Source organism: Rhizobium sp. ERR 942 (assembly GCF_007828395.1).
Lineage (GTDB): Bacteria > Pseudomonadota > Alphaproteobacteria > Rhizobiales > Rhizobiaceae > Rhizobium > Rhizobium dioscoreae.
In genome coordinates this window covers 143087-160169 of record NZ_VIUA01000006.1, presented here as the reverse complement: position 1 = coordinate 160169, position 17083 = coordinate 143087, and the positions used below count along the sequence as shown (strand labels likewise).

The 17083-nt window shown below is 60.4% G+C and carries 19 protein-coding genes; 10 read left to right on the top strand and 9 right to left on the bottom strand.

Annotated elements, in window-relative coordinates; all coding sequences use genetic code 11:
* Nucleotides 1–8: 8 nt before the first annotated feature.
* On the bottom strand, nucleotides 9–779 hold the full coding sequence (locus FBZ97_RS24070) for an isocitrate lyase/phosphoenolpyruvate mutase family protein (protein WP_145322306.1): 771 nt from the start codon (nucleotides 777–779) through the stop codon (nucleotides 9–11).
* A 217-nt stretch (nucleotides 780–996) separates the two neighbouring features.
* Between FBZ97_RS24070 and FBZ97_RS24065 the strand changes: the two genes are divergently transcribed.
* Nucleotides 997–1701, top strand: a complete 705-nt coding sequence (locus FBZ97_RS24065) for a pyrimidine 5'-nucleotidase (RefSeq protein WP_145322304.1) — start codon at nucleotides 997–999, stop codon at nucleotides 1699–1701.
* A gap of 113 nt (nucleotides 1702–1814) precedes the next feature.
* Nucleotides 1815–2510, top strand: coding sequence for a calcium-binding protein (locus FBZ97_RS24060; protein WP_145322302.1), 696 nt, complete (start codon nucleotides 1815–1817; stop codon nucleotides 2508–2510).
* Nucleotides 2511–2581: 71 nt separating this feature from the next.
* Here the strand turns inward: FBZ97_RS24060 and FBZ97_RS24055 are convergent, their stop codons facing one another.
* Nucleotides 2582–3469 carry an LOG family protein gene (locus FBZ97_RS24055; RefSeq protein WP_145322300.1) on the bottom strand — a complete coding sequence of 296 codons (888 nt, stop codon included), beginning with the start codon at nucleotides 3467–3469 and terminating at the stop codon, nucleotides 2582–2584.
* Nucleotides 3470–3684: 215 nt separating this feature from the next.
* Here FBZ97_RS24055 and dapD point away from each other — a divergent pair, with 215 nt between their 5' ends.
* The 3 genes from dapD to FBZ97_RS24040 all read left to right on the top strand — a co-directional run bounded on the left by dapD (nucleotide 3685) and on the right by FBZ97_RS24040 (nucleotide 6481).
* On the top strand, nucleotides 3685–4542 hold the full coding sequence (gene dapD / locus FBZ97_RS24050) for a 2,3,4,5-tetrahydropyridine-2,6-dicarboxylate N-succinyltransferase (RefSeq protein ID WP_113351300.1): 858 nt from the start codon (nucleotides 3685–3687) through the stop codon (nucleotides 4540–4542).
* A gap of 159 nt (nucleotides 4543–4701) precedes the next feature.
* Nucleotides 4702–5895 (top strand): succinyl-diaminopimelate desuccinylase, encoded by a 1194-nt coding sequence (gene dapE, locus FBZ97_RS24045; protein ID WP_145322297.1) that lies wholly within the window; start codon nucleotides 4702–4704, stop codon nucleotides 5893–5895.
* A complete protein-coding gene (locus FBZ97_RS24040) occupies nucleotides 5882–6481 on the top strand; it encodes a hypothetical protein (RefSeq protein ID WP_069611175.1) in 600 nt (199 codons plus the stop codon). The genes dapE and FBZ97_RS24040 overlap by 14 nt, the downstream gene beginning before the upstream one ends.
* Nucleotides 6482–6493: 12 nt before the next feature.
* Here FBZ97_RS24040 and arsC read toward each other — a convergent pair whose 3' ends face one another.
* The 6 genes from arsC to def form a co-directional block, all read right to left on the bottom strand.
* On the bottom strand, nucleotides 6494–6895 hold the full coding sequence (arsC, locus tag FBZ97_RS24035; RefSeq protein WP_145322295.1) for an arsenate reductase (glutaredoxin): 402 nt from the start codon (nucleotides 6893–6895) through the stop codon (nucleotides 6494–6496).
* Nucleotides 6873–7679 carry a tRNA pseudouridine(38-40) synthase TruA gene (gene truA, locus FBZ97_RS24030; RefSeq protein ID WP_145322293.1) on the bottom strand — a complete coding sequence of 269 codons (807 nt, stop codon included), beginning with the start codon at nucleotides 7677–7679 and terminating at the stop codon, nucleotides 6873–6875. The genes arsC and truA overlap by 23 nt, the downstream gene beginning before the upstream one ends.
* A complete protein-coding gene (fmt, locus tag FBZ97_RS24025; protein ID WP_145322291.1) occupies nucleotides 7679–8626 on the bottom strand; it encodes a methionyl-tRNA formyltransferase in 948 nt (315 codons plus the stop codon). Before fmt ends, truA begins: the two co-directional genes overlap by 1 nt.
* A gap of 72 nt (nucleotides 8627–8698) precedes the next feature.
* The gene (locus FBZ97_RS24020) at nucleotides 8699–9121 is read right to left on the bottom strand and encodes a type II toxin-antitoxin system VapC family toxin (protein ID WP_145322289.1); all 423 of its coding nucleotides are present in this window, start codon (nucleotides 9119–9121) and stop codon (nucleotides 8699–8701) included.
* A 15-nt stretch (nucleotides 9122–9136) separates the two neighbouring features.
* Nucleotides 9137–9397 (bottom strand): plasmid stabilization protein, encoded by a 261-nt coding sequence (locus tag FBZ97_RS24015; RefSeq protein WP_113330005.1) that lies wholly within the window; start codon nucleotides 9395–9397, stop codon nucleotides 9137–9139.
* Between the two features lie 65 nt (nucleotides 9398–9462).
* Nucleotides 9463–9978, bottom strand: a complete 516-nt coding sequence (gene def / locus FBZ97_RS24010; protein WP_145322287.1) for a peptide deformylase — start codon at nucleotides 9976–9978, stop codon at nucleotides 9463–9465.
* Nucleotides 9979–10164: 186 nt separating this feature from the next.
* Here def and FBZ97_RS24005 point away from each other — a divergent pair, with 186 nt between their 5' ends.
* From FBZ97_RS24005 to FBZ97_RS23995, 3 genes are all read left to right on the top strand, one after another.
* Nucleotides 10165–11343, top strand: a complete 1179-nt coding sequence (locus FBZ97_RS24005; protein ID WP_145322285.1) for a DNA recombination protein RmuC — start codon at nucleotides 10165–10167, stop codon at nucleotides 11341–11343.
* Between the two features lie 101 nt (nucleotides 11344–11444).
* Nucleotides 11445–12344: a ribokinase gene (locus FBZ97_RS24000; protein ID WP_145322283.1), complete on the top strand. Its 900-nt coding sequence runs from the start codon at nucleotides 11445–11447 to the stop codon at nucleotides 12342–12344.
* Nucleotides 12345–12538: 194 nt separating this feature from the next.
* Nucleotides 12539–14878, top strand: a complete 2340-nt coding sequence (locus tag FBZ97_RS23995; protein WP_145322757.1) for a methyl-accepting chemotaxis protein — start codon at nucleotides 12539–12541, stop codon at nucleotides 14876–14878.
* A gap of 68 nt (nucleotides 14879–14946) precedes the next feature.
* On the opposite strand, the gene FBZ97_RS23990 is transcribed toward FBZ97_RS23995, so the two are convergent.
* Nucleotides 14947–15891, bottom strand: coding sequence for a nucleoside hydrolase (locus FBZ97_RS23990; RefSeq protein ID WP_145322281.1), 945 nt, complete (start codon nucleotides 15889–15891; stop codon nucleotides 14947–14949).
* A gap of 231 nt (nucleotides 15892–16122) precedes the next feature.
* On the opposite strand from FBZ97_RS23990, the gene FBZ97_RS23985 reads away from it, so the two are divergent.
* Together FBZ97_RS23985 and FBZ97_RS23980 are read left to right on the top strand one after the other, a co-directional pair.
* On the top strand, nucleotides 16123–16554 hold the full coding sequence (locus tag FBZ97_RS23985; protein ID WP_145322279.1) for an Hsp20 family protein: 432 nt from the start codon (nucleotides 16123–16125) through the stop codon (nucleotides 16552–16554).
* 157 nt (nucleotides 16555–16711) lie between these two features.
* A complete protein-coding gene (locus FBZ97_RS23980; RefSeq protein WP_069611167.1) occupies nucleotides 16712–16969 on the top strand; it encodes a DUF1150 family protein in 258 nt (85 codons plus the stop codon).
* Nucleotides 16970–17083 lie beyond the last annotated feature (114 nt).

The following is a 17083-nucleotide window of genomic DNA, read 5'->3' as shown; positions in this document are numbered from 1 at the left end:
GGGGCTCGTCAGGACGGCCGATAGATCGCTTCGGCCTCGCTTTTCAGCATTCCCATGACCGAACGATAGGGAGCCGGCCCATAGCTGATGCGGCTGACACCCAGCCTTGCCATGGTCTCATTGTCCGGCGTGGTCGGCCGCACCATGATGTTAACAGGCAAAGGCGAGCGTTCGCAGAGGGCGCCGATCAAATCCGGTTCGACCAGGCCCGGCGCGAAGAAACCGCTGGCACCGGCCTCGGCAAAAGCATCGGCGCGCTGAAAGGCATCGTCCAGCAGGAGCTGATGATGCGCCGTATCGCTTTCCTGCAGGAAAAGATCGGTGCGGGCGTTGATGAACAAGGGCATTTCCCGGCGATCGGCCATCTCGCGGATGGCGCGGATGCGTGCTGCCTGCGTTTCGATAGGATGAACGCCCTGGCCGCCGATCACCTGATCTTCGAAATTGATGCCGATGGCGCCGTGATCCATGATCTTTTCGACATTGGCGGCGACTTCCTCAGGCTCGACGGCATAACCGCCCTCGAAATCGACCGACAGAGGCAACGGGCTCGTCACCGAAATCAGCCTGGCGGTCACCGCCAGCAGCGATAGCGGGATTGCCTGGCCGTCCCCGAAACCATTGGCAGCGGCGACCGACCAACTCCCCGTTGCCAGCGCCTTAGCGCCGGCTTCAGTGACAGCCTTGGCAGAGCCCGCATCCCAAATATTGAAAAGGATCAGCGGCTCACCCTTCTTGTGCAGCCGCGCGAATTCCAGCGCCTTTTCCACCTGACTCATCGCATCCCCTCCGAAAAGCCCGGCCGGGTGATTTCTCCTCCGCGACCCAAAAGAGCGTAAGCTCTCCCTCACATGGCAAATAGAGTAAAACCCCGGAAATCAATGGTAAAATCATAGCCGGCATTAGATCGCACGGCAATCTCCCCAAAATGGCTGAGATGCGGCAGCATGAATATTTCCCTTCCCCCGTCCGGAGCGGGCGTGCCATAAGACAGGCATGAGCCAGACAAAAACGCTATCCGAGCCAGCCGATTTCTCCCACATCCGTGATTGGGTATTCGATCTCGACAACACGCTCTATCCTCATCATGTCGATCTCTTCGCGCAGATCGATAAGAACATGACGGCTTACGTCTCCGCCCTTCTGCACATGGAGCGCGAAGAGGCCCGCAAGCTGCAAAAGCAATATTATCTCGATCACGGCACGACCCTGCAGGGTTTGATGATCCATCACGGCATCGACCCCAACGACTTCCTGGAGAAAGCGCACGCGATCGACTATTCGGCGCTGACGCCGCAGCCGGAGCTCGCCGCCGCCATCAAAGCATTGCCGGGGCGCAAGTTCATCTTCACCAATGGCAGCGTCAAACACGCCCAGGCAACGGCCGGCGCACTCGGCATCCTCGATGGCTTCGACGATATTTTCGATATCGTCGCGGCCGACTACGTGCCGAAACCCGCCGGCAGCACCTATGACAAGTTCATGAGCCTTCATCGGGTGGATACGAAGAAGGCGGTCATGTTCGAGGACCTGCCGCGCAATCTCACGGTACCCAAAGCGCTCGGCATGAAGACGGTACTTCTTGTACCGCAAAATCTCGAGACGACGGTCGTCGAATGGTGGGAACGGACCACCGGCGAAGACGACCACATCGACTACGTGACCGACGACCTCACGACCTTCCTGAAAGCGCTGGTTTAACTGTTCATTAGGACGTGGTTACCAAAGTTTCATGCGCCTTACAGAGGTTTAATTGGTCGTTTTCGACCGCCAACCGTATCGTTTGATCATTCCTCGACACGAAAGGAAAAACGATGAACGGGAAAAAACTTCTTCTGGCCGGACTTTCCGCAACCCTGCTTCTCGGCGGTGCTGCACAGGTGGCGCTCGCCGCTTCGCATGATGGCGACCGTGGGGGCAGGCATCATCACGGCCGCTGGCACAGACCTCATATTTCGCCCGAAGTCCTTTACGTGCGCATGCTGAAGGAATTCGGCAATCCCGGTGACACGAAGCTCACCAAGGATGAGGTCAAGGCTGGCGTCGACAAGATCTTCGACCAGATCGACGTCAACCACGACGGTGAGATCACCCCCGGCGAATATCGCGCCTACCGCCAGGAGCAGATGAAGCAGTGGCGAGCCGAGCATGCCAAAGCCGATGATAATCAGGCTCAAAATGGCCAGGCTTCGGGCGGCGATCAGTCCCCGGGTAATCAGACCCAAGACAATCAGGCGCAGAGCAATCAGGCTCCGGCCGACCAGTCCAAGAGCGATCAGGCTCAAAACGACAATGACAACGACAAGGGTGGCGAAGCCCATCGCCATCACAGACCGCATGGCCGCTTCATGCACGAAGCTATGGTCTTCCGCTTTGCCGATACCGATCAAAGCGGCCAGATCAGCAAGAAGGAGGCCGAAGACGCCATGAACAAGCTCTTCGACCGGCTGGATCGCAATCATGATGGCGTCGTCAACCTTGACGACATGCCGGGCCGCCCGCTGCTCTAAGCCGATCGCTCCGGCAACAAACCCATGAACAAAGGCCCGCCCTCGCCCAAGCGACGGCGGGCTTTTCGTTATCAGTGCCCGTTGTCGTGGTGGCCGTTGTCGTGCTCGTAGAAATCGGCGACGATCTTCCAGGCCTCGTCGGCGGTATCGACGAAGCTGATAAGGTTCACATCGTCCGGCGCGATGGTGCCGAACTCCGCCAGCGCATCGAAATTGATGATGCTGCGCCAGAACTTTTCACCAAAGAGAATGAGCGGCAGGCGCTCCATACGGCCGGTCTGGATGAGCGTCAGGCATTCGAACAGTTCGTCGAGCGTGCCGAAACCGCCCGGGAACACCGCGATCGCCTTAGCTCGCACCATGAAGTGCATCTTGCGGATCGCGAAATAATGGAAGTTGAAGCTGAGTTCCGGCGTCACATAGGCGTTCGGCGCCTGCTCGTGCGGCAACACGATGTTGAGGCCAATCGAGGGCGCGCCTTCTTCTGCCGCGCCGCGATTGCCTGCTTCCATGACGCCTGGACCGCCGCCGGTGACGACGACATATTCGTGGTAATCGAAGCCGGCGGAATAACGGGAGCAGAGTCGGGCGAACTTGCGCGCCTCCTCGTAATAGACCGATGCGGCTTCGAGATTGGCGCGCTGCACGTCATTGCGGGCAGCCCAGGCGTTGGTGCCGGGGGCGGGAATGCGTGCGCCGCCGAACATCACGACAGTCGACTTGATGCCGCGCTCGGTCAGCGACATTTCGGTCTTCAGCAATTCCAGCTGCAGGCGGATGGGCCGCAATTCCTCGCGGCAGAGGAAATCCTCATCGGCATAGGCAAGCCGGTAGGAGGGCGACATCGACTGCGGCGTGCGCGGCACCGACTCGGCCCGCTGCTTGTCCGCCGAGCTCGTCTTCAACGGGTCCCAAACCCCGTCCTTGCGCCTCAGCCTGCCGTTCTTCGCCTTGCTCATCTGCTCATGCCTTTCAAATCGATCATGACGGGCAGTTTCCGTCCGCGAACGGAAATAGCCAAGCTCTTGCATATGCCCCTACAACGCCTTGAATCCAAGCTCAATCGGCGCGGAAAAGACATTCCATTTTCGGCATGCATGCTATAGGACCAATCGACCGCATCCGGAGCTTTATCCGGAAAACACGATAGGCCCTGACGTTGTAAGGAATTCCCATGAGCGCTACCGATCTCGCCTCCCTCGAAAAGTCCATCGAGGCTGCCTTCGACAATCGCGACAATGTGAACACGTCGACGCGCGGCGAAGTCCGCGATGCCGTCGAAACGGCGCTCAATCTCCTCGATAGCGGCAAGGTTCGCGTGGCCGAACGTGGTGCCGATGGCAACTGGACCGTCAACCAGTGGCTCAAGAAAGCGGTTCTGCTCTCCTTCCGCCTCAACGACATGAAGATCGTCGAAGGTGGCTCCGGCGGCGCCACCTGGTGGGACAAGGTTCCCTCGAAGTTCGAAGGCTGGGGTGAGAACCGCTTCCGCGAAGCGGGTTTCCGCGCCGTGCCGAACGCAGTCGTACGTCATTCCGCCTATATCGCCCCCAACGCCATCCTGATGCCGTCCTTCGTCAATCTCGGCGCTTATGTCGGCGAAGGCACCATGGTCGACACCTGGGCGACGGTCGGCTCCTGCGCTCAGATCGGCAAGCATGTGCATCTTTCCGGTGGCGTCGGCATCGGCGGCGTGCTGGAGCCGATGCAGGCCGGCCCGACCATCATCGAAGACAATTGCTTCATCGGCGCCCGCTCCGAAGTCGTCGAAGGCTGCATCATCCGTGAAGGCTCCGTGCTTGGCATGGGCGTGTTCATCGGCAAGTCCACCAAGATCGTTGATCGCGCCACCGGCGAGATCACCTATGGCGAAGTTCCGCCATATTCGGTCGTCGTCGCCGGCTCTCTGCCGAGCGGCAACGCCATGGCAAACGGCCAGCCGGCCCCGAGCCTCTATTGCGCCGTCATCGTCAAGCGCGTCGATGAAAAGACCCGCTCGAAGACCGGCATCAACGAGCTGCTGCGCGACTAATCTCGCAAAATTTGGGAAGCGCGGTTGCCATATCGCGCTTCCCTCATGCTTGCCGGGTGAGCATGCCTGTGCGATTGCTGGAATCGCGGCAAAGATTTTCGAGTCGTTACCGATCCTTTGCCATCGCTTTGCCATTTCCCGCCGGATAAGTTGCCTCCGATGACTGTTACCAATCCCATTACGAACCTGCAGACTCTGATCCGCTGCGCCTCCGTCACCCCGGCCGAAGGCGGCGCGCTGACCGCGCTTGCCGATATGCTGCAGCCACTCGGCTTCAAGATCGATCGCATGACGGCGAGCGAGGCGGGAACGCCCGATATAGAAAATCTCTATGCGCGGCTCGGCACGGACGGACCGCATCTGATGTTTGCCGGCCATACGGATGTCGTGCCGGTCGGCGATGCCGCTTCGTGGAGCCATCCGCCTTTTGCCGCCGAAATCGCCGATGGCGAGCTTTTCGGCCGTGGCGCCGTCGACATGAAGGGCGGCATCGCCTGCTTCGTGGCGGCGGTTGCGCGTCATATCGAGAAGCATGGCAGACCCGCCGGCTCAATCTCCTTCCTGATTACCGGCGACGAAGAAGGACCCGCGATCAACGGCACCGTGAAGCTGCTGCAATGGGCGGCCGAGCGCGGCGAGACATGGGATGCCTCGCTCGTCGGCGAACCGACCAATCCTGACCGGCTCGGCGACATGATCAAGATCGGTCGCCGCGGCTCGATTTCCGGCACTATCACCGTCCACGGGGTTCAAGGCCACGCCGCCTATCCGCACCTTGCCGATAACCCGGTGCGCAGCATCATCAAGCTGACGGAAGCGCTGCTCGATCCACCCTTCGATGCCGGCACGGACAATTTCCAGCCGTCGAACCTCGAAGTGACTACGATCGACGTCGGCAATACCGCAACCAATGTCATTCCCGCCAAGGCGACTGCTGCCTTCAACATCCGTTTCAACGACACCTGGACCGCCGATACGCTGAAGGCGGAAATCCTGGCGCGCCTGGATGCGGCCGCCGCCGACCAGACGTTGCGGCCCGGGCGTCCGCCGGCGAAATACGACATCGTCTGGTCGGAGCGCCCGAGCCAAGTCTTCCTGACGCGAAACAATGCGCTAATCGCCTCGCTCTCCTCTGCCATCGAAAACATCACCGGTCAAAGGCCGGCGCTGTCGACCACCGGCGGCACGTCCGATGCCCGCTTCATCAAGGACTACTGCCCCGTCGTGGAATTCGGGCTTGTCGGCCAGACCATGCATATGATCGACGAGCGTGTGGCGCTCTCGGATCTCGAAACGCTGACCGGGATCTACCAGACCTTCATCCAGCGCTGGTTCGAGAATGCCGAGCTTTAAGGAAGTCCAATACTACCTGTCCGGCCTGTGGCTGCTGATCCGGATGGATGCACGCGGCTTCCAGTATCTGGACATATCGGACCGCGGCATGATGCGCTCCTTCTGGGCAATCCTCTGGTGCTTGCCGTCGATCGGCATTTCATGGCTGTGGTGGCAGAAGGCCTATTTAACTGCCATGCCGCCGGAGACATCGACGGGCCTTGCTTTTTTTCTGCGCCTGGCCTTGGTCGAATTTGCGAACTGGTTGATCCCGCTCGTGCTTGCTGGCGTGTTGCTGCTGATTTTTCGCTTCGGCGACAAGTTCACGCCGATCGTTGTCGTCGTGAACTGGCTTGGCGTGCCGACATCCTACCTCAATGCGCTGCTCATCGCCTTGATCGCCTTCGTTCCCGGGTCCAGCGGGTTGGCGGCGCTGCTGTGGCTGGCACTGATGATGGCGATCATCTTTTCGCTGGCGCGCATGCTCAGAATGATCTGCGGTACGCATCCGCTCTTCATCGGCACGCTGACGCTGGTGCTGCTCATTCCGACCATGCTGCTGACGGACTTCCTGCAGCGCTTCCTCGGCGTCTATCCGCCGGGCTGAGGCAGTCGCGTTCTAACGGTTGACGACCTCACCATCTTCCTTGGTAAAAGGGCCGATGTCCGGGTTCGGCAGGATATCGAGCACGAGTTCGGAGGGGCGGCAGAGACGCACGCCTTTCTCCGTCACCACGATCGGGCGGTTGATCAGGATCGGGTGCTCGATCATCCCGTCAAGCAGCTGATCGTCGGTGAGATCGGGATTGCCAAGACCGAGTTCGTCATAGGGCGTTCCCTTTTGGCGGAGAAGATCACGAACCGTCAGGCCCATGGCGGCAATGAGCTCCACCAGCCGTTCGCCGCTGGGCGGCGTTTTCAGATATTCGATAACGACGGGTTCTTCGCCGGACTGGCGGATCATCGCCAGCGTGTTGCGCAATGTGCCGCAGGCTGGATTATGATAGATCGTCACCGTCATCGATATCCTGCACTTCGTTGCCGTCCGAGCCGGCACCGTCACGATAATCCACCTGCATGAAATAGAGCCCATCCGGCGGGGCGACAGGGCCACAGGCTTTGCGATCCTTGGCTTCCAGCGCCGCGCGCACATCCTCGGGTGTCCATTTGCCCTCGCCCGCAAGCTTCAGCGTACCGGCGAATGAGCGGATCTGATTGTGCAGGAAGCTTTGCGCGGTGGCGCGGATCTCGATCAGTTCGCCGCTGCGCGTCACGTCCAGCCGGTCGAGAGTACGCACCGGGCTGTTTGCCTGGCAATGCGCGGAGCGAAAGGTGGTGAAATCATGCCGTCCCACAAGGGTCTGCGCCGCGGCGTGCATGACCTCATGATCCATATCCTTCGGCACCCACCATGCACGCCCGGCTTCCAAAGCCAAAGGTGCGCGGCGGGCGATGATACGATAGAGATAGTGGCGGCGGATGGCCGAGAAGCGTGCATCGAAGCTTTGGTCGACCTCGACGATATCGAGAATGGCGATGCGGTCACCGGCCATCCTCAGATGGGCATTGAGCGCATTGCGCAGCGTATAGACCTTCCATTCCTTGGAGAGGTCGGCATGCATGACCTGCCCCATGGCATGCACGCCGGAATCGGTACGTCCCGCCCCGCGGATCGAAACGGTTTCGCCGGTCAAGGACAGGATGGCGCCTTCGATCGCACCCTGCACGGAGGGACCGTTTTCCTGGCGCTGCCAGCCGACATAGGGAACGCCGTCATATTCGACGGTCATTTTGTAACGCGGCATCAGGCCTGCTCCGAGGCGAGCACGGTGCCTGATGCGATCGGCGTGCCACGCAGGAAATCAGCAGCGGCCAAGGGCTTGCCGCCGGCCTTCTGCAGCTTCGTCAATCTGACGGCGCCGGAAGCGCAGGCAATGACGAGATCATCCGTCAGCACGTGGCCGGAGGCTCCGTTGCCCTCTGTCAATTCCGAACCCAAAACCTTGATGCGTTCGGGGCGGCCGGCGATTTCGGCTTCGAACCAGGCGCCGGGAAAAGGCGACAGGCCGCGAATGTGATTATGGACATCGGCTGCCGGCCTGCCGAAATCGATGCGCGTTTCGCCTTTGTCGATCTTTGCAGCATAAAGAACGCCTTCGGACGGCTGCGCGGTCAGTGGCAGTTCATCGTGCTCCAGCTTATTCATGGCCTCGGCCATGGCTTTTGCGCCGACGAGCATCAGCTTGTCATGCAGTTCACCCGCGGTCATGGCGTCACCGATCTCGACTTCGCGTGTCAGCGCAACCGGACCGGTATCGAGCCCCTTATCCATCTTCATCACCATCATGCCGGTTTTTTTGTCGCCGGCCATGATCGCCCGTTGGATAGGGGCTGCGCCGCGCCAGCGCGGCAGTAGGGAAGCATGGCCGTTGTAGCAGCCGAGACGCGTGCCCGACAGAATTGCCTCCGGCAGCAACAGGCCATAGGCGACGACGACGGCGACATCCGCGTTCAGATCGCGAAAGCGCTGGCGCTCGTCCGGATCCTTGAAGTTGACGGGCGTGAAGACCGGCAGGCCCAACAGCTCAGCCGCTTGATGCACCGGCGATTTCTGCAGATCCAGCCCTCGCCGGCCGCCGGGACGCGGCGGCTGTGTATAAACAGCACGAATCTTGTGACCGGCATCGATCAGGGACCGCAATGTCGGCACGGAGAATTCGGGCGTTCCCATAAAGATGATGTTGAGCGACATGCGATCCATCCGGCTAAGATATCAAGTTTCGAATGACCCGGCAGTGACGGCACGCGCCATTGGGGTCAGACGCTAGCCGCCTTCAAACGGGTTTATGAGCTTGAGATCAAGCCCCTCGAAGTCTTTTGTGTTGCGCGTGGCCAATGTCGCGCCGTTCGCAAGGCAGATGGCGGCGATCATGGCGTCCTTCGTTTCCATCCTTCGCCCAATCTTGTGGCGCTGAGCGGAGATTACTCCGTATTGATGGGCAGCATTGCTCGAAAATCCCAGAACGCGGCCCGAAAACTCTGCCTCTATCGCGTCCAGCTCCGCAATCAACGCCGCCTTGCGCTTCCCGTCAGCCAGGAGCTCCAGTCCGAACCGGATCTCGCCGATGGTGATGGTTGTCAGAAAAACGGCCTCGATGGCGACACTATCAAGCCAGGACAATATGCGTTCACTATGCAGCCGCCCTTGCAGCAGCTCCGATACGACATTCGTGTCCAGAACGATCATGCGCAGGCCACGGGGCTAGTCGAAATGGGGCGGTTCGCGATCCGGCGCATTTCGAAACGTGTTGATCGCCTCAATTTCTTCTTCGCTCAGCTTTTCTACGCCGAGAACAGCTCTCAATCGCTGCCCCGCCGACTCGCTTCCATCCCGCTCGCGCCCGAGCGACTGACGCAGCAGTTCGATCGCCTCATCCGAGAGGCTGCGGCCATGCCTGCTGGCATTGGCCTGCAACTGCTTCTTCAAGCTGTCCTCGATGCCGCGCAACAACAGATCGCCCATTCGCGCCTCCATTTGATATCAATGATATCATAGGCATCTCAGGCCGATCTTTCAATGGCCGGGGACTATAGAGCCTTCGACTTGGCGGCCTTGGTGAACTTCTTGATCACCATCTCACGCTTCAAGCGCGAGATATAGTCGATGAAGAGCACACCGTTCAGGTGATCGATCTCGTGCTGCACGCAGGTCGCCAGTAGGCCGTCGGCTTCGGTGAGCTGTTCCTTTCCGTCGCGATCCAGATGCTTGACGGTGACACGCGCGGGGCGCTCCACCTCGGCATAGTAATCCGGAATCGAGAGGCAGCCTTCCTCGTAAACTGAACGTTCGTCCGAAGACGCGACGATCTCCGGATTGATGAACACCAGCGGCTTCTTCTCTTCGCCTTCGCGCGCGACATCGATGACGAGCATGCGGCGGGGAACGCCGATCTGGATCGCCGCAAGGCCGATGCCCGGCGCGTCATACATGGTTTCCAGCATGTCGTCGGCGAGGCGCTGAATTTCGGTATCGATCTGCTCGATGGGCTTCGAAGCCTGGCGGAGCAGCGGGTCGGGCAAAATGATAAGTGGCTTGATCGTCATGACGTTTCCCATAACGCATCTTGTTGTGCGATGGAATCGCCAAGATGGCGGTGAGGCAGTGTTTTTTCAACGGCAGCGATCCAAACGGCCACGGATGGCCTCGAAATTTTGTTCACGGTTTGATCTGGATATTCACAACGATTTTGCTATGCTTGCGCGAAGAACTTCATCAGCGCGCCAGGTTTCATGTCTTTCATCATCTTCGGCCAAGCCATTTCCACGGTCCAGCTTCTGACCGGCCTCGTTTTCCTGCTTGCGATCGCAGTCATCGTCCTTTTCGTCCGCGGCAGGGCGCAGGCGGAGGACGATGAGCTCGATGCCGAGCATACGATGGCGGCGCTGCTGCGGTCGCAGGCGGAGATGCAGGGACGGCTTGCCACCATGGCGGAAGTCTTCGGCTCCAGACAGGCCGAGCTCAATCAGGCCATCGGCCAGCGTCTCGACGGGATGTCGCAGCGGATGACGGCGACCATCGGCGAGCAGACGCGCGCGACCCATGAGAATCTGCGCCGCCTGCAGGAAAGGCTCGCCGTCATCGATGCCGCGCAGACCAATATCCAGACATTGGCAAAGGATGTCGTCGGCCTGCAGGCCATCCTTTCCAACAAGCAGACGCGTGGCGCCTTCGGCCAGGCACGCATGGAAACCATCATCGCCGATGGACTGCCGATGGGCGCCTATGCATTCCAGGCGACGCTATCGAACGGCTCGCGGCCGGACTGCACTGTTCGCATGCCCAATGGCTCGCCGCCGCTCGTCATCGATGCCAAGTTCCCGCTGGAGGCCTGGAACGCCATTCGTGCCGCCGCCAATCCCGATCAAGGCCGGATCGCGGCCCAGCAATTCCGTAGGGATTTGGAGCTGCATATTCGCGACATTGCCGAGAAATACCTCATTCCCGGCGAGACGCAGGATACGGCCTTTCTCTTCGTGCCGTCCGAGTCGATCTTCGCCGAGATCCACGAGAATTTCGAGGCGATCGTGCAGAAGGCCCAGCGCGCCCGCATCGTCATCGTCTCGCCCTCGCTGCTGATGCTGTCGATCCAGGTCATTCAAGCCGTGCTGAAGGATCAGCGCATGCGCGAGCAGGCTCATGTCATCCAGAGCGAAGTGGCGCATCTGATGGACGACCTCTCGCGCCTGGACGAACGCGTGCGCAAGCTACAGGGTCATTTCGCCATGGCGCAAAAGGATGTCGACATGATCGTCACCTCGGCCGACAAGCTGGCGAGACGCGGTGAGCGGATAGAAGCGCTGGAATTCGAGGCCGTGAAAGAGCCCGCCAAGACACGCGCGGAAGAACGGGCCAAGTCGGTCGACAACCGCACGAGCCAACTCAAGCTCAGGGTGGTTGACGAAGACTGATCGCTTCGGCAGTGTCGCGCCCAATCGATGCATGATCCGAAAAGACAAAGGCAGCCTTCGGGCAGGATCATGCAGACGCAACACCCAGGGCAGGATATCGCATGATCACTATTTTCGGCTCCATCAACATGGACCTCATCGCCACCACGGATCGTTTGCCGAAGCCGGGCGAAACGGTTGCCGGCAACGGCTTTTCCACGGCCGCCGGCGGCAAGGGCGCCAATCAGGCGCTGGCTGCCCGGCGGGCCGGCGCGACAGTGCGCATGAGCGGTGCCGTCGGCAATGACGGCTTTGCGGAGCCCGCACTGGACCTGCTTCAGGCGGCAGGCACGGATCTTTCCACTGTCCGGCGGGTGTCCGAGCCGACCGGTACCGCTCTCATTCTCGTCGGCGGCGACGGCGAGAACATGATCGCAGTCGTTCCCGGTGCCAACGGCACGAACACGGCCGAAGACGCAACAGCCGCCGTGGCGGCCCTAAACCCCGGCGATACGTTGATGCTGCAGTTTGAGATCCCGGTCGCAGCCGTCGAAACCGCGCTCAACGCCGCGAAGGCAAAGGGCGTGCGCACAGTGCTCAATCTTGCTCCTCTGATCCCGGAGGCTGCTCGCCTCGGCCGCCTTGCCGATATCGTCATCGCCAACGAGACCGAATTCGAGAGATTGGCCGGCCAGGACAACATGTCGGCATCCGAGCGCGAGGCTGCCCTCGTTCGCCTGCACGGCGAAACCGGCCAGACGCTAATCGTCACGCTCGGCGGCGACGGCGTCATCGCCATCCGCGACGGCGAGCTTTCTCGCGCCAAGGGTCTCGTGATCGACCCGGTGGACACCGTCGGTGCCGGCGACACCTTTTGCGGCTATTTTGCCGCAAGCCTCGATCAGGGCCTGGATTTCCACGCCAGCCTGCGCCGTGCCGCCGTTGCCGGTTCGCTGGCCTGCCTGAAGCCGGGCGCACAGCCTTCCATACCGGTTGCCAGCGAAGTCGCCGAAAAGCTTTAAAGCTAAAATTCCATAAGCATTGCGAAGCGCAATTAATTAAATTTTTGCGCTTCCATATCATTCTCCTCTGGCCTGGCGCGCATGACCTTCCACACGCGGCAGGAATTCTCACGGCGGCTCCATGACAGGGCCATCCTGCGCCGACCTTGCATTCGGATAATGTGTATCCGACGCATCGCTTTTTCGAGGAAATGATGTTCATCTTTCGTATGAAGTCGCTTGCGGCCAAACTCATCTTGGTCACTGGACTGGCGATCGCACTCGTTCTGCTGATTTCCAATTTTCTGCTGATTTCTCAAACCCGCGATCGCGTCGAGACGCTGACGATGGATCAGGCGAATACCGAGGCCAAGTCCATTTCCAATGAGATTGCGGCAAATGTCGGCGAACTGGCGAGCGCCGCCCGCTCCATGGCTGGTATCCTCGGCCGCGGTCACGAAGGTCACACCTTCGATCGCAAAGGCATCATCAATATCCTCAAGGCGAATGTCGAACAGAATGCTTTTGCCTTCGGCAGCTGGTTCTGCGAACAGCTCGGCACCTTCGACGGTAAAACGACGGAGCTTGCCAACAACAAGGATCAGGGTGTCAACGACAAAGGCGCCTTTACACCCTATTGGTCAAAGACCAAGGATGGCGGCATCCAATTCTCCACGTTCGACAATGATTATACCGCTGCCTGGTGGAAGCTCGCCGCCACGAGCGGCAAGGGCGCAATCACCCCGCCCTATATGGCCGAAGGCACAGACGTTCCGACGACCATGAGCTCGATCGCCTACCCCGTCATGTCGGGCGGCAAGCTGATCGGCGTCGCAGGTGTCGACATCTCCCTTGCTTCGCTTTCCACTAAGCTTCAGAAGCTGCAGCCGTTCGGCACCGGCCGCGTGCTGCTCGTTTCGCAGGATAACAAGTGGTTGGTCGCGCCGAACGCGAACCTGCTGATGAAGGACTATAATGGTTCCGGCGCCGACACCATCAAGGCCGCGCTGACCTCCTCGTCCGCAAGCATCCTCAGAAACCTCTCGGAAGACGGTAGCGAAGAATTCGACCGTGTCGTCTATCCCTTCGCCGTTCCCGGCCTGAACGCCACCTGGGTCGTTCTGATCGACGTTCCGCACAGCGCAATTGCAGCGCCGGTCCGGGATCAGACCTATATGATGATCGTCTCCGGCTTCATCGTGCTGGCTGCAGTCATGCTGGCGCTCTATGCCGCCGTGCGCGGCTTCGTTCAGAAGCCACTTGCCGGTCTTGTCGCAAGCGTCAATCGCCTCAGCGCCGGCAATTATGCCGAGCCGGTCGCAGGACAGGCCCGTGCCGATGAGGTTGGCTCGGTCGCCAAGGCTCTGGAAGGTTTCCGCTTTGCGCTTGCCGACACCAAGCGTCTCGAAAGTGAAGCCAACGACCAGCGCCTGGCTGCCGAGGGCGAACGCCGCCGCTCGGAAAATGAACGCAACGAGAGCGTCGCCCTGCAGCGCCATATCGTCAGCATTCTCGGCCAAAGCCTCGCTGAGCTCTCCAAGGGCAACCTCACTCAGCGGATCACGGACGACTTCCCCGGCGAATATGCCCAGCTCAAGCAGGACTTCAATGCCGCGCTGGCGAGCCTCGAGGAGACGGTTCATACCGTCAATGTCAGCGTCGGCAATATCGGCAGTGGCACGGGCGAAATCAGCAACAGTGCCTCGGACCTCGCCCGCCGCACCGAACAGCAGGCGGCAAGCCTGGAAGAGACTGCGGCAGCCCTCAACGAGCTGACCGCGCAGGTCAATTCCAGCGCCGAAAACGCACGCACGGCGGCCAGCAGCGTCAATGCCGCATCAGAGGATGCCGAGCATTCCGGCGAGATCGTGCAAAAGGCTATCGCCTCCATGCACGGCATCGAGCAATCGTCGCAGGAGGTGTCGCGCATTATCGGCGTTATCGACGAAATCGCCTTCCAGACCAACCTTCTGGCGCTCAATGCCGGCGTGGAAGCGGCCCGTGCCGGAGAGGCCGGCAAGGGCTTTGCCGTTGTCGCGCAGGAAGTGCGCGAGCTGGCCCAGCGCTCGGCCAATGCCGCCAAGGAGATCAAGACCTTGATCAACGCCTCGGCGGGACAGGTGAAGGAAGGCGTCGATCTGGTCGGCCGCACGGGCGACGCCCTGCACAAGATCGCCCAGCAGGTCATGGAGATCAACGGCCTGATCCGCCAAATTTCGGCTTCCGCGAGCGAGCAGGCGATCGGCCTGAAGGAAATCAACTCGGCCATGAACCAGATGGATCAGGTCACTCAGCAGAATGCCGCAATGGTCGAGGAAACCACCGCTTCGAGCGTCGCGCTTGCCGAGGAAGCCCAATCGCTCAGAGCGCTCGTTGCACGCTTCCGCACCGGCCGTGCTGCCCAGGACAACGCCAGCGCATTGCGGGCGACTGCTCAGCAGATGCGGGCTCCGGCAGCGCCGCGTCGCGCGCCCGCGTCCGCACCGGCACGCAAGGCCATTCCGCAGACACAGGGTGCCACGGCGCTTGCCCAGGACGATTGGGAAGAATTCTGAGCGAATCCGCTCGGAGAGAAATCAAAAGGCCGCCGGAGCGATCCGGCGGCCTTTCTCATGGAGCCTAATCAGATGCGAGCGAAGCGTTCCGTCAGCAGCGCGAAGAAGCCATCGGCATCGACATCGCGCATGACCCTGGCGTTGCGCTTGCGGTCGGTAACGTGCCACCAGTCGACGACGGTCATGCCGACGGTCAGTTCCGATGTCACTTCGATCTCGACATTGCATTCGCGACCCTTGAAGAGCTCAGGCTTCAGAAGGTAGGCGATGACGGTCGGGTCATGCAGCGGACCGCCGTCCGAACCGTATTTCTCGATATCGAAGCGCTCGAAGAATTGCAGCATTTCGACCATGGCCTTGGCAGGCGGCGTGCCGACCGCGGCGATGCGCTCGACGCGATCCTTTCGCGTCAGCAGCTTATGGGTGACATCGAGTGGCATCATGACGATGGGAACACCCGAACGGAACACGACATCTGCCGCCTCCGGATCGACATAGATGTTGAACTCGGCCGCCGGCGTAATGTTGCCGCCCTCGAAAAAGCCGCCGCCCATCATCACGAGCTCGCGCACGCGGCCGACGATGTCAGGCGCTTTTTGGAAAGCCATTGCGATATTGGTCAGCGGCCCAAGCGTGCAGAGGGTCACGGCGCCTTCCGGTTCCTTGCGCAGCGTGTCGATGATGAAATCGACGGCGTGGCCCGGCTGCAGCTCCATTGTCGGCTCGGACAGTTCGGGGCCGTCAAGTCCGGTCTTGCCGTGCACATGTTCGGCCGTGACCAGCTTGCGTTTGAGCGGCGCATCAGCGCCGGCAAACACCTTGACGTCGCGGCGATTGCAGAGCTCGCAGACGATGCGGGCATTGCGGCTGGTCAGCCGCAATGGCACGTTGCCGGCAACCGTCGTGATGCCGAGCACCTCGATCTCCTCGCGGCTGCCGAAGGCGAGAAAGATCGCCGCAGCGTCATCTTGACCGGGGTCGGTATCGATGATGATTTTTCTAGGTTCGGTCATGTCTTCAACTTTCCTCCGGTGCAGATCGACAGGCTTTGTCGCGGGTCCGGTCCGGCTTTGTCAAGCGCTCGCTCGTCATGTCACAAAACGATTTTTCACCACGGAATTCGATCTCGCAAATGCGAAGACCTCATGGCTTGCACTCCCAGACGCGTACTCCCATATTAGGGACAACCGGGTGCTGAAGATCAGGTCCGGAACGGTCGCTTGACACCCAAGGACTTTGAGACGATGAGCCGGACGACTCCCTTTGCCAGCCCGCTGCTTCTGGGCTTTGATACTATGGAAAAGACGCTTGAGCGGATTGCCAAGGTCAGCGACGGTTACCCTCCCTATAATATCGAAAGAATGCGCGCGGACCGCCTGTCGGGCGAGCCGGAACGTCTGCGCATCACGCTGGCGGTCGCCGGCTTTTCCGAGGATGAGCTTGATGTCACCACGGAAGAGAACCAGCTGCTGATCCGCGGACGCCAGACGGAACAGGGCGAGCGCGACTATCTCTACCGGGGCATCGCTGCCCGGCAATTCCAACGTGTTTTCGTCCTTGCCGATGGCATGCAGGTGCTCGGCGCCACGCTGAAGAACGGTCTGCTCTCCGTCGATCTCATTCGGCCGGAACCGGACCGCGTGGTAAAGAAAATTAACATTTCGGTCTCACAGTAGAACAACGGCCTAGAGCCGCATGATTCAGGCCGAATCGGTCTGAAGTCTGAATCGGCTCTAGAATCAAAGAACTAGAGCACGACGTCACCTAAAAGCCGCTCACACTTTTGGTCATCATGCTCTGGAGCCGTTGGTCCCTCATACTGGAGGTACGAGCATGTTGTTAAAAGAAGCCACCGCCCGCCTGACCCAATCCGAACTTGCCAATATCGGCACCGGTGAGGTCGCCTACATCAGAAAAATGGATTGGTCCGAAGTATCCCGCTGCTTCCCGGAAGCGCCCGATATCGATCCGGATGTCGATCTCTGGGCGCTTTTCGGCGCCGACGGCACCCCGATCCTCTTGACGGACAATCGCTCCAGCACCTTCTATCGTGCTGCCGAGGACGAATTGAAGACGGTCAGCTTGCACTGACCATGAGCGTCGCCCGACGGTGAACGTCACCGTCCGCAAGGACCGCATCGAACCGGCCCCACCTGGCAACGCGCGCGCATGATCCAGACCGCCCAACGGCGGTCGTCGCGCAGG